This is a genomic window from Chitinophaga sp. 22620, from assembly GCF_052044405.1.
GTDB lineage: Bacteria > Bacteroidota > Bacteroidia > Chitinophagales > Chitinophagaceae > Chitinophaga.
This window is the reverse complement of sequence record NZ_JBQEMV010000001.1, coordinates 1,178,375-1,190,042: the sequence shown is the minus strand read 5'-3', so window position 1 is coordinate 1,190,042 and position 11,668 is coordinate 1,178,375. Positions and strand designations below refer to the sequence as shown.

At 51.1% G+C, this 11,668-nt stretch carries 10 protein-coding genes and 1 tRNA gene; 10 read left to right on the top strand and 1 reads right to left on the bottom strand.

Annotated elements, in window-relative coordinates:
- The first annotated feature begins 102 nt into the window (after positions 1-102).
- From ACTJIK_RS05070 to ACTJIK_RS05030, 9 genes are all read left to right on the top strand, one after another.
- The gene (locus tag ACTJIK_RS05070) at positions 103-1,074 is read left to right on the top strand and encodes a zinc dependent phospholipase C family protein (protein ID WP_440645266.1); all 972 of its coding nucleotides are present in this window, start codon (positions 103-105) and stop codon (positions 1,072-1,074) included.
- 156 nt (positions 1,075-1,230) lie between these two features.
- Positions 1,231-2,301: a 3-phosphoserine/phosphohydroxythreonine transaminase gene (serC, locus tag ACTJIK_RS05065; RefSeq protein ID WP_440645265.1), complete on the top strand. Its 1,071-nt coding sequence runs from the start codon at positions 1,231-1,233 to the stop codon at positions 2,299-2,301.
- Positions 2,302-2,632: 331 nt separating this feature from the next.
- Positions 2,633-3,868, top strand: a complete 1,236-nt coding sequence (locus ACTJIK_RS05060; RefSeq protein ID WP_440645264.1) for a DUF1015 domain-containing protein — start codon at positions 2,633-2,635, stop codon at positions 3,866-3,868.
- 78 nt (positions 3,869-3,946) lie between these two features.
- The gene (locus tag ACTJIK_RS05055; RefSeq protein ID WP_440645263.1) at positions 3,947-5,023 is read left to right on the top strand and encodes a tetratricopeptide repeat protein; all 1,077 of its coding nucleotides are present in this window, start codon (positions 3,947-3,949) and stop codon (positions 5,021-5,023) included.
- Positions 5,024-5,104: 81 nt separating this feature from the next.
- On the top strand, positions 5,105-6,766 hold the full coding sequence (paaN, locus tag ACTJIK_RS05050; RefSeq protein WP_440645262.1) for a phenylacetic acid degradation protein PaaN: 1,662 nt from the start codon (positions 5,105-5,107) through the stop codon (positions 6,764-6,766).
- A 12-nt stretch (positions 6,767-6,778) separates the two neighbouring features.
- The gene (locus ACTJIK_RS05045) at positions 6,779-7,450 is read left to right on the top strand and encodes a YceI family protein (protein ID WP_440645261.1); all 672 of its coding nucleotides are present in this window, start codon (positions 6,779-6,781) and stop codon (positions 7,448-7,450) included.
- An 83-nt stretch (positions 7,451-7,533) separates the two neighbouring features.
- Positions 7,534-7,821: a 2TM domain-containing protein gene (locus ACTJIK_RS05040; protein ID WP_440645260.1), complete on the top strand. Its 288-nt coding sequence runs from the start codon at positions 7,534-7,536 to the stop codon at positions 7,819-7,821.
- A gap of 15 nt (positions 7,822-7,836) precedes the next feature.
- On the top strand, positions 7,837-9,618 hold the full coding sequence (locus tag ACTJIK_RS05035; RefSeq protein ID WP_440645259.1) for an AMP-dependent synthetase/ligase: 1,782 nt from the start codon (positions 7,837-7,839) through the stop codon (positions 9,616-9,618).
- A gap of 56 nt (positions 9,619-9,674) precedes the next feature.
- Positions 9,675-9,746 (top strand) — tRNA-Arg (locus ACTJIK_RS05030).
- A 107-nt stretch (positions 9,747-9,853) separates the two neighbouring features.
- Here the strand turns inward: ACTJIK_RS05030 and ACTJIK_RS05025 are convergent.
- Positions 9,854-10,750 carry an alpha/beta fold hydrolase gene (locus ACTJIK_RS05025; RefSeq protein WP_440645258.1) on the bottom strand — a complete coding sequence of 299 codons (897 nt, stop codon included), beginning with the start codon at positions 10,748-10,750 and terminating at the stop codon, positions 9,854-9,856.
- A gap of 321 nt (positions 10,751-11,071) precedes the next feature.
- Between ACTJIK_RS05025 and ACTJIK_RS05020 the strand changes: the two genes are divergently transcribed.
- Entirely contained in the window at positions 11,072-11,461 is a 390-nt protein-coding gene (locus ACTJIK_RS05020) for a VOC family protein (protein ID WP_440645257.1), read from the top strand.
- Positions 11,462-11,668: the final 207 nt, after the last annotated feature.

Genomic DNA, 11,668 nt, shown 5'->3' with positions numbered 1-11,668 from the left:
TTTCCGGGTATATTCTATTCCAGCCCGGAGATATTATCAGCCCGGAAATTCGCCCCGGGTTGTTTTTCCGTCGATATTGCAGGCACATCAAATCACCACACGATGTTACCATTGTTGAGGCTGGCTTTTATGTCGGCCATGTTAATCCTTCCCTTCACAGCAAGGGGCTGGGGCTTTTTTGCCCATGAGCGCATCAACCGGCTGGCGGTGTTTTCGCTGCCCCCGGAAATGATGGCGCTGTTCAAACCTCACCTGGAATACCTGGTGGCGCAGTCTACGGCGCCGGATAAACGGCGGTACATGGTACCGGCCGAGGGGGCGCGGCATTATATAGACATGGACCGTTACGGCATCCCGCCATTCACCGCGCTGCCGCGGAATTGGCGGGATGCCCTGGAAAAATACCCGGAAGACAGCCTGCAGCAGAACGGCATCCTGCCCTGGCACCTGGAAAGGATGATGTACCGGCTGACGCGTTTTTTCATGGAAGGCAATACCGCCGGCATCCTGAAAGCGGCCGCGGAGCTGGGGCATTATATCGGGGACGCCTATGTGCCGCTGCATGCCTGTTCCAATCATAACGGGCAGTATACGAACCAGCACGGCATACACGGGCTGTGGGAGTCGCGCATACCGGAGTTGTTCGCCGATCAGTCCTTCGATTACTGGGTGGGCAGGGCCGCGTATATACCCGAGCCGAAGGGGCTGTTCTGGCAGATCATTACAGAAAGCGCGCTGGCAGCGGATTCCGTGCTACATATCGAAAAAACATTGAGTATGAATTTTCCGGCAGATCAACGCTATGCATATGAGCCGCGGAACGGGATGCTGGTAAGGAATTACTCTTCCGCCTACACAGCGGCTTATCACGGGCGCTTAAACGGCATGGTGGAAAGGCGGCTGCGGGGCGCGGTGCACAGCGTGGCATCGTGCTGGTACACAGCCTGGGTGAACGCCGGCCAGCCTTCGCTGCCAAAGCAGGCCCAGCCCGGCTTTACAGCCGGGGAACAGGAAGAGTTACGGCAGCTGGACAGCCTCTGGAAGCAGGGTAAAATAATTGGACGGCCCCACTAAGAAATAATCAAAAGAAAGTTTATCTTTGGCCTTCTGATCTTTTAACCTATTCCTACACAAGCCAATCTTCCGGTTCATTTCGCCGTGATTTTTACCTTTCCTTCGAAAAACCATAGACAAGTGGAACAAGAAAACGTATTCAATTTAGATCGCAACATGAAGGTGCACAATTTTAATGCAGGTCCTTCTGTATTACCGAATGAAGTGCTCTACAAAGCCAGCAAAGCGCTGATAGACTTTGAGGGTACGGGAATGTCTATCCTTGAGATAGGTCACCGCACGGAACCGTTTGTAGCCGTTATGGAAGAGGCTCGCAGTCTAACCCGGGAGTTAATGCAACTGGAAGACGACTTTGAAGTGCTTTTCCTTCACGGAGGCGCAACCACCCAATTCATGCAGGTTCCGATGAACCTCCTGGAAAACGGTGAAACCGCCGCCTACATTGATACCGGCGTGTGGTCCAACAAAGCGATCAAGGAAGCCAAACTGTTCGGTTATGTAGAGGTTACCGCCAGCTCCAAAGACAGCAATTACAATCACATCCCCAAGCAGTTTACGGTACCCCAGCAAGCCAAATACCTGCACATCACCACCAATAATACCATTTATGGTACACAGTGGCAGGCAACCCCTGAAACGGATGTTCCCCTGATTGCAGACATGAGTTCAGACATACTGAGCCGCCAGATGGATTTTAACCGTTATTCCCTGATATATGCAGGCGTACAGAAGAACATGGGCGCAGCAGGCGCTACCATGGTGGCCGTACGCAAAAGCATGCTCGGTAAGGTAACCCGCAAGATCCCCAGCATCCTGGATTACAGGCTTCATATCGAGAACGGCTCCATGCTCAATACCCCGCCGGTATTTGCAGTGTACATTTCCATGCTCACGCTCCGCTGGCTCAAAGGGCAGGGTGGCCTGGCCGCTATGGAAAAAGTAAACAATAAAAAAGCCGCGCTCCTGTACGACGAGATCGATCATAACCCCCTCTTCCGCGGGAACGTTGTGAAAGAAGACCGCAGCAAAATGAACGTGACCTTCACCATCGACAAACCGGAGCTGGAAGAAGAATTCGTGAAATTCTGCAAGAAAGAAGATATCGTAGGCATCAAAGGCCACCGCCTGTCCGGAGGTTTCCGCGCTTCCCTCTACAACGCGCTTCCACTCGAAAGCGTTGAAGTAATGGTGGACGCCATGAAGTTCTTCTCCCTGAAGAAAGCTTAACAGCCGGAACACCGCGGGGCTAAAGCTGAAGCACAGGGGAAGGGGAATCTTTGAACGCACAGCGCAGAAAGAAAACACCATCGGTACTGAAGGCACTTTCAATAACCGAAGGCCGCAGGCAGGAAAGGAAAAAGCTTTGACGAAGAGGAAAGCCTCAGCGCAAGAACACAGAAAAGAAACCCATCGACCCGGAGAAAACAGCGCCCTACATTCCTACACCTAAGCATGATAAAATATTATATATACAGACTGCCGCACTAAATGCGGCAGTCTTTTTTATTACTACCCTCCTTTTCTTATTTTTACCGCTCTTAACAGAAAACCAAAGATCATGGCAATTATCAAACCTTTCCGGGCGTTGCGTCCGCAACCCGCGCTGGCTAAAGATGTAGCTGCAAGGCCCTATGACGTGCTCAATTCCAAAGAAGCCGCCGCCGAGGCTGCCGGTAACCCGAATTCCTTCTACCACGTTTCCAAATCGGAAATAGACCTGCCTGAAGGAACAGACATCCACAGTGAAGCCGTTTACCGGAAAGCCGCCGAAAACCTGCAACAGCTCCAGGCCTCCGGCACCCTCTTCCATGAAGAAACACCCTGCTATTATATCTATAAACTCGTGATGGACGGCCGTTCCCAGACAGGCCTGGTATGCGTTTCCTCCATTGCCGACTATAATAACGGCATTATCAAAAAACACGAATTTACCCGTCCTGATAAGGAACTGGACCGCATCAACCACATCACCACCACCCGTGCCCAGACCGGCAACGTATTCCTCGCCTATAACGACGTGCCCGAGCTGAATTCCATTATCGACCACTGGCAGGCACAGCATGCGCCGGTGTACGACTTCACGGCAGACGACGGCATCAGCCACACCATCTGGGTAGTGAACGAAGCCGCTACCGGCGATCAGATCACGGAATTATTTGATACGAAGGTGCCCGCCACCTACATTGCCGACGGCCACCACCGCGCCGCATCCGCCGCGCTTGTACAGAAAGCCTCCGGGGAAGACGTTCATTCAGACGCCAACCTCAACTACTTCCTGACCACCATTTTCCCGGCCAGCCAGCTTGCCATCCTGGACTATAACCGCCTGGTAAAAGACCTGAACGGCCACAGCAAAGAAGATATCATCTCCCGCCTCGAATACGACTTTATCGTGGAAGCCATCGGCCATCACGAGCAAAAACCTTCCGGCCTCCACGAATTCAGCATGTACCTGGACCATACCTGGTACCGCCTGGTGGCCCGCGAAGGCACCTATACGGCAGACCCGATCGGCATCCTGGACGTGACCATCCTCCAGAACAATGTGCTGGACAAGCTGCTGGGGATTAAAGATCCCAGGACAGACAAACGTATCGACTTCGTAGGCGGCATCCGCGGCCTCGGCGAGCTCGTGAAAAGGGTAGACAGCGGGGAAATGGCCGTGGCCTTTGCCCTGTATCCTGTTACCATCCAGCAATTGTTCGACATTGCAGACAGCGGGAACGTAATGCCTCCCAAGTCCACCTGGTTTGAGCCCAAGCTCCGCGACGGGCTGCTTACCCACCTCATCTGATATCTCCCGGAAGCGCCGGCCCCGCCCTGCTGCGGGGTCAGCGCTTTTTTCTTACATTTACATAAAACGAACCGAACGATGGAATGGCAAAAGGCTGCTAAAAAATGGTCCCTTGTGCTGGCGGGTATCCTTTCCGTACAGTGGGCAATTGCACAGGATAACGGCGAACTGCAAAACACCGCGCGCACCTTCCTGCGCAGCGGGGATTATGCGAACGCTATCCTGGTGCTCAACCAGGCCATACAATCCGCCCCTGACGATATTGACCTGAGGAAAGACCTCGCCTTTGCCTATTATCTCAAAGGCGACTACAACAGGGCTTACACGGTCGTTTCACCGCTGGTGGACAAAAAAGACGCGGACATCCATCTCTTCCAGATCGCCGGCAATATCTACCAGGCCAAGCAAGACTGGAAAGGCGCTGAAAAGCTCTACCAGCGCGGATTACGCAAGTTCCCCAACAGCGGCGAGCTGCACAACGACTATGGCGACCTGCTGCAGAACATGAAGAACTTCGACGGGGCTTTGCGTTACTGGGTGAAAGGCATCGAAGTGGACCCGAACTTCCCGGGCAACTACTACCATGCCGCCAGGAGCTACCTCTGGACCAAAGAGCCCATCTGGGCCATCCTTTATGGGGAGACCTTCATCAACCTCGAAAGCTATACCACCCGCACCGCCGAGATCAGGGATATTGTGCTGGAATGCTATAAAAAATTGTTCGACGACCCGGACATTTTCAACAGCGTGCCCGTTGAAAGCTCCGACCGGAAAGGGAAAAAAGCCCCGGACGTCGGTTTCATGGACGCTTATAAAAGCATCATGGCCAAACAGGTGAGCGTGATCGCCACCGGCATAGAGCCGCAATCGCTCGTGATGCTGCGCACACGTTTCCTGCTGGACTGGTATAATTTCTACGCACTCAAATACCCGTACGCCCTCTTCGATTTCCAGCGCAGGCTGCTGAGGGACGGAATGTTCGAAGCATATAACCAATGGCTGTTCGGCCCTTCGGCCAACGCCGCAGACTACAAAGCCTGGACGGCGCTGCACAAAGCGGAGTACGACAACTTCTCCAACTGGCAACGCAACCATCCTTTGAAGCTGAGAGAAGAAGAATTCTACAACACCGGCAAACTGGCAACGATCAAGTAGGGCCCGCCCGCGGGCGGAAGCGGGAAACACAGCATGGCGGGCCGGTTCAATACAACAACAAGAATCTAAACCATAGCACTTATGCTGATCGCAAAACACCAAAACATTATTGACAAAGCGGTAAAAGCCAACCAGGAAAGAACCTTTTATGCGCAGTACCCTGAACACCCCAAGGCTTACGGCGAAGAAGCGCCTCCACAGGGAGAAACTTCGTTCAAAGCATTGCTGAACAATCCTTTTCCACGGTTGAAACAAAAAGTAGTGGAGAGCTGGCACGGAGAAGAAGTGAGTCCTTACACACTTCAGCCCCTCGGCATTACCTATCCGCTCATCTCCACAGAAGAGCTGGTGAAAGCCGGCAAACGCGCGGGCCAGCGCTGGGCGCAGCTTTCCGTGGCAGACAGGGCGGGTATTCTCACTGAGACCCTTGAAAAGATCCAGCATCATTTCTTCGAGATCGCGCATGCCACCATGCACACCACCGGCCAGAGCTTCATGATGAGCTTCCAGGCCAGCGGCCCCCATGCGAACGACCGCGCTCTCGAAGCCATTGCCATGGGATATTCGCAGCTGCAACACTTCCCTGAGCACCAAACCTGGGAAAAGCCAATGGGTAAGATCAGCGTGAAACTGGAAAAAACATTCAGGCCCGTTCCCAAAGGCCTCGGCCTCGTGATCGGCTGTTCTACCTTTCCCGTCTGGAATTCGCTGCCCGGTATGTATGCGGACCTCATCACGGGCAACGCCGTGATCGTAAAACCGCATCCTAAAGCCATACTGCCCATCGCTATCGTGGTAGCGGCCATCCAGCAGGTGTTGGAAGAGAACGGCCAGGATCCTTACACCTGCCAGCTTGCGGCAGACAATTCCGCGGCGCCCATCACCAAAGCCCTTTGTGAGCACCCTGACGTAGCCCTGATCGATTATACCGGCGGCAGCGCCTTCGGTAATTACGTGGAATCGCTCGCTTCGCCGCGCAAAACGGTGTTCACCGAAAAAGCAGGCGTCAACTCAGTGATCCTTGATTCTGTAAAAGATATAGACGCCGTGATGCAGAACCTCGCCTTTTCCGTGAGCCTGTATTCAGGGCAGATGTGCACTGCGCCGCAAAACTTTTTCATCCCTGAAAGCGGCATCGATACGCCTAACGGGAAAATTTCCTACGACGAAGCAGCGCAGAAATTCAAAGCCGCTGTTGAAGGACTGGTGAACAATCCCAAGATGGGCGCGGGAACATTGGGCGCGGTACAGAACGAAGCCACCCTTCAGCGCGTGAAGGCAGCCGGCGAAACCGGCGCGAAAGTGCTGCTGAGCGGTGCGCCCGTTATCAATGAAGAATATGCAGGCGCCAGGACCTATTCGCCCACAGTGCTGGAAGTGAATGCCAGCGATACGAAAATATTTGAGCAGGAACTGTTCGGCCCGGTGGTATTGTTCGTGAAAACAAAAGATACCGCTCAATCCATTGAACTGGCGCGCGGCATGGCAGACAAGCACGGCGCCATCACCTGCGCGGCTTATACCACCAACGATGCCGTGAAAGAAAAGATCGCCGATGCGATGAACAGCGTGTTCACCCCGGTGTCTTTCAACTTCACCGGTTTCATCTGGGTGAACCAGCACGCCGCCTTTTCGGACCTGCACGTTTCCGGCGGCAACCCTGCCGGCAACGCCAGCTTCACCAATCCCGAGTTTATCGTGAAGCGGTTCGTATGGGTGGGAAACAGAACATATGTGGACTAAACGCCCGATAATATGCAAATGAATGCACGGATACTTTCCCTGGTGACCCTGGCGGGATTTGCTGCCTGTCAACAAGCCCCCAAAGCGGATAAAGCGGCCGTTACCGACGCGCAGGCGGTCACCATTCCCGATGGCAGCAAAACCCACCGGCTGGATACCGCTGCCAGTATATTATTCTGGATCGGCACCAAGCCCACCGGCGAGCATAAAGGCTCTTTCCGTTTTTCCGGCGGGGAGCTGTATACCAAAGACAGCTCACTCACCGGCGGTCACTTTTCCATCAATATCAACAGTATAGCCAACCTGGACCTCAGTTCCCAGCCGGACATGAAAAAGAAGCTGGAAGACGAGCTCCGCGGCGAGAATTTCTTTGATGCGGAAAAGTATCCCGTTGCCCGTTTCGAGATCACGGAAGTGAGCCCGTACCACCCTGCGCCAGACGATAACGGCGTATTGCTGAAAGACGCGACCCATATGATCAAGGGCAATCTCAGCATCAAGAATGCCACGAAGAATATCACCTTTCCTGCCAAGGTTGTTTTTACCGGCGGGAAAGTGAAAGGCGAAGCGAATTTCAACATAGACCGCACCCAGTGGGGCATGACCTACCGGGCGGATAAATCCTTACAGGATAAGCTGATCAATTCCGTCGTCAATATTCATTTTGAAATAGTTACCCACTGATAAAATACAGGGGCTGCTCTTCCGGCAGCCCCTTTCCATTACCGATTATTTTCGCTAAATTGGTATAAACAAGTTCCCTTTTTATGGAAACGAATCAACAACGGGACGAACGCCTCTGGCGCATAGCCAAATCCCGGGCACAATTCCGTATCCATCTGATGACCTACCTGATCATCAACGGTTTCCTGTGGGTGATCTGGTTACTGACGGACAGCGAGCACAATGGCCTTCCCTGGCCTGTATGGCCCATGGCCGGCTGGGGGCTCGGGCTTGCGTTTGCCTACTACAATGCTTTCCACAAAGACCCCTTTGGCGATGCTACCCGCGAATACGAGAAGCTGCAGCAGGAAAAGCAGCAGCGAGGCGAATAACCCAAAACTACTATCATGCACCAACTCACCCGGCTTTTTGATGTTATTCCACATCAACTGAAAAACTATTCCAAACAGGATATGCTCGCCGCCAAAGAAGAAGGCGTATGGAAAACCTACAGCACCGAAGAAGTGGCCGGCATCGTTCAACGCTTCAGCTCAGGCCTGTTGCAGCTGGGCATCGGCGGCACCGCGCTCACCCCAGACGCGCAGGACAAGGTCGCCATCATCAGCCACAACCGCCCCGAGTGGATACTGACGGACCTTGCCTGCCAGCAGGTAGGCGCCGTGCTGGTTCCCATTTACCCGACCATCAGCGAGGCAGAGCTTGTGTATGTGCTGAACGACGCGGAAGCCCACATCCTTTTCGTGGACAATATGGATATGTATGAAAAAGTGCAGGCCCACCGTGATAAGTTCCCCACCATCAAAGAAATTTATTCCTTCGAACGTATTACCGGTGTAAAACACTGGATGGACATCCTTGCAGCCGCCTCGACCGCGGACGTGGCGCGGATAGAAGCCATCAAGAACAGCATCACACCCGATACGCTCGTCACCCTCATATACACTTCCGGCACCACCGGCGTTCCCAAAGGCGTGATGCTGGATCATGGCAACATCATGAGCAACGTGGAAGCCTGCATGCCCATTCTGCCCGTCGATGAAAGCGCGCGGGCATTGAGCTTCCTGCCGCTGAACCATATTTTCGAGCGGATGGTGACCTATGTGTACCTCACCGCGGGCGTTTCAGTCTATTATGCCGAAAGCCTGGAAGCTATTTCAGATAATCTCAAGGAAGTGAAGCCCAGTATATTCACTACTGTACCGCGCCTGCTGGAAAAGATCTACGAAAAAGTGATGGCCCGCGGCAGCGCCCTTACCGGCATCCAGCGCGCTATATTCTTTCGCGCCATAGAGCTGGGCCAGCGTTATGAGATCAATAAACAGCAGGGGCCGTGGTACAATCTCCAGCTGGCCATTGCCCGGAAACTGGTATTCAGTAAATGGAAAGAGGCCATGGGCGGCAACCTGGAATGCATCGTGACCGGCGCCGCCGCCGCACAGGTCAGGCTGCTCAGGATATTCACCGCGGCCGGCGTCTCCATCCTGGAAGGGTACGGTCTCACGGAAACCTCGCCGGTAATAGCCGTGAACGGCAAAGACCCGGAAGACCGCATGTTCGGCACCGTAGGACCGGTGATCAACAATGTGCAGGTAAAGCTGGCGGAAGACGGGGAGATACTCGTGAAAGGCCGCAACGTGACCAGGGGGTATTACAAAAATCCCGGTCTTACCGCCGAAACCATCCGGGATGGCTGGTTTCACACGGGAGACATTGGCGTGATGGTAAAGGATAAATTCCTCAAGATCACGGACCGCAAAAAGGAACTGTTCAAAACCTCCGGCGGCAAATTCGTGGCTCCCCAGCCCATCGAAAACAAATTCAAGGAATCGCCTTTTATAGAACAGATCATGGTAGTAGGGGCCGACCGCAAGTTCACCGGCGCCCTTATTGTACCGAACTTCGGCAACCTGAAAGACTGGGCCCGCACGAACGATGTGCCCTTCGCCTCCAGGGAAGAAGCCCTGAAAGATCCGAAAGTGAAAGCCCTGTACCGTAAGGCCGTAGAACAGTTCAACCAGTCGTTCAACCACATCGAGCAGGTGAAAAAATTCGAGCTGATGCCGGGGGAATGGTCGGTAGAAGGCGGGGAACTGACGCCCACCATGAAACTGAAGCGGAAAGTGATCGAAACCAAGTACCAGGAGGCGATTGAGCACATTTACGCCTAAAAACGAGGAAATTTGGTAAAAAATATTATTTTTGCGCTCCCGCTATGAAGCGGAATGGCCCGGTAGTTCAATGGATAGAATAGAAGTTTCCTAAACTTTAGATACAAGTTCGATTCTTGTCCGGGCTACTTACAATGAAAAATGCGTCCCGAACGGACGCATTTTTCATTGTAAGCCGCTACTGTATTTGATTCCGATCAAATATGGAAACCTTCCACCACAATGCCGGGGAACATCATTCTTTCAGACTTTCAGTCAAATTTTTAATATTGTTGATTACTGATCTGGGATCGTCCCAGTGTATATAATGTCCTGCATGGGTAAGGTAAATAAGCGCCCCGCCTTTACCTGACGAATATATTAGCTTTTTCCATCGTTCCATGTTTGAGTTATTCTTTATATGAAAAAAGGCTTCCTGATCATAATCTTTACTTCTTTGCGCAAGAGGAACTTCAAATTTTCCACCAACAAAAAAGTAAATCGGCACATTGGGCAATGGGAGCTTCGATATTTCAGAAAAATCCGTTTTTCTCAGATCATTTAAAACCTGCCTTTCACTCCAGGGCCCAAAATTTGCCGAGTCAATTCTGGTCCTTTGTTGGTAAAGACGATTGTATAACATCTCGTCAATTTTCTTTTCCGGAACACCCATTGTTCTAAAAATAGCATTCCAATCGTTTTTGGTTTCTGTAAAATCAGCAGGGTCAATAAATACCAGGCCGGAAATTTCATTGGGGTAAAAACCTGCAAAGCCCCTGATATAAACACCTCCAAGAGAGTGCCCTACTAATATATATGGCGGTGCTATTTTTAAAGTTTTCAAAATATCATGCAGATTTTCAGATACGGATTTTGCGGTAGGCATTGTGAAAACTATATCGCTTTTGCCTATTCCGGCACGGTCATATGCAAAAACAGGAGCAAATGTTGACACCTGATCCAATACTTTCTTCCAATTTCCCAGATCAACCCCCATCCCGTTTTCAAAAATTATAGCTGGTGCATTTGCCACTCTGTTTTCAAATCCTTTTACAAAAACATGGTAATTATGGCCATTTACATTCACTGATTTTTCCTGCCCAAAGGAAACGGAGGAAAGCGAAAATAGATATAGAATGAAAATTGTTCTCATTGGAGTTTGGAATTGGTTTGTCTTTAAGATAAGCGAATCATTTTACATCACATCCACATCCATATAAAAAAACATAAAGGGGGAATAGAAGCGGGTGAAAAAGAAGTCGCGCACCTCGTTTAAAGACATGCAGCTTATTGAATATCAAGCCACTAAAGCAGCCAAAAGTTTATCTGCTTGATTTTGAATGTCTTTTTTATTCCTGCGCTTGCTCCTTACTTTGCGTAGCAGTATGATCATTTGGGTTACAAGGTTCTGTTACGTAAATTTATGAGCCGCTTGTAATGCGGCCTGACAGTTCTTAAAAAGTAAATTTAAACAATGGCAAACCTCACTTATGTAGCGCCCTTTTTTATTGTTACGAATTTAAAAACTTCGGTTTCATTCTACGTAGATAAACTCGGATTCGAAATCCGGTATATAGGCCCGGATGACAACCCTTTTTATGCTATGGTCGGTCGGGACAATATTTCTATTATGCTTAAGGCAATTGCTCCTGATGTAAAACCAATTCCAAATCATACACGCCATGAATGGGCTCCTTGGGATGCATACATTTCTACTACAGACCCAGACATGCTGTTTGAAGAATATCGTTCAAAGGGTGTAGCATTTAGCAAGCCTATACATGACAATAGTGATGATTTAAGGGGCTTTGAAATAGAAGATGCTGATGGATATGTTTTGTTCTTCGGTCGTCCCAATTCATAGCAATCAGCTTACAGGTTTAAAGGCTACCCGCCACTGTGCGCCACATTCCATAAATCACCAATTTAATCCCACAAGAATAGTGTATCAAAAGCGGACAGTTTTTGTATCAAAAACGAACAAACTCCCGGACAGGACATAACTACTTCACTGTAAATCAATCATATAGTTATACGGCACAATCTTAGCGCCCAGTTCCCGCAATTTCCC

Excerpts from the sequence above, each read along its gene's own strand:
- ACTJIK_RS05045 (WP_440645261.1), top strand. The coding sequence starts at position 6,779 with ATGCAAATGAATGCACGGATACTTTCCCTGGTGACCCTGGCGGGATTT.
- ACTJIK_RS05060 (WP_440645264.1), top strand. The coding sequence starts at position 2,633 with ATGGCAATTATCAAACCTTTCCGGGCGTTGCGTCCGCAACCCGCGCTG.
- ACTJIK_RS05070 (WP_440645266.1), top strand. The coding sequence starts at position 103 with ATGTTACCATTGTTGAGGCTGGCTTTTATGTCGGCCATGTTAATCCTT.
- paaN (WP_440645262.1), top strand. The coding sequence starts at position 5,105 with ATGCTGATCGCAAAACACCAAAACATTATTGACAAAGCGGTAAAAGCC.
- ACTJIK_RS05020 (WP_440645257.1), top strand. The coding sequence starts at position 11,072 with ATGGCAAACCTCACTTATGTAGCGCCCTTTTTTATTGTTACGAATTTA.
- ACTJIK_RS05040 (WP_440645260.1), top strand. The coding sequence starts at position 7,534 with ATGGAAACGAATCAACAACGGGACGAACGCCTCTGGCGCATAGCCAAA.
- serC (WP_440645265.1), top strand. The coding sequence starts at position 1,231 with ATGAAGGTGCACAATTTTAATGCAGGTCCTTCTGTATTACCGAATGAA.
- ACTJIK_RS05025 (WP_440645258.1), bottom strand. The coding sequence starts at position 10,750 with ATGAGAACAATTTTCATTCTATATCTATTTTCGCTTTCCTCCGTTTCC.
- ACTJIK_RS05035 (WP_440645259.1), top strand. The coding sequence starts at position 7,837 with ATGCACCAACTCACCCGGCTTTTTGATGTTATTCCACATCAACTGAAA.
- ACTJIK_RS05055 (WP_440645263.1), top strand. The coding sequence starts at position 3,947 with ATGGAATGGCAAAAGGCTGCTAAAAAATGGTCCCTTGTGCTGGCGGGT.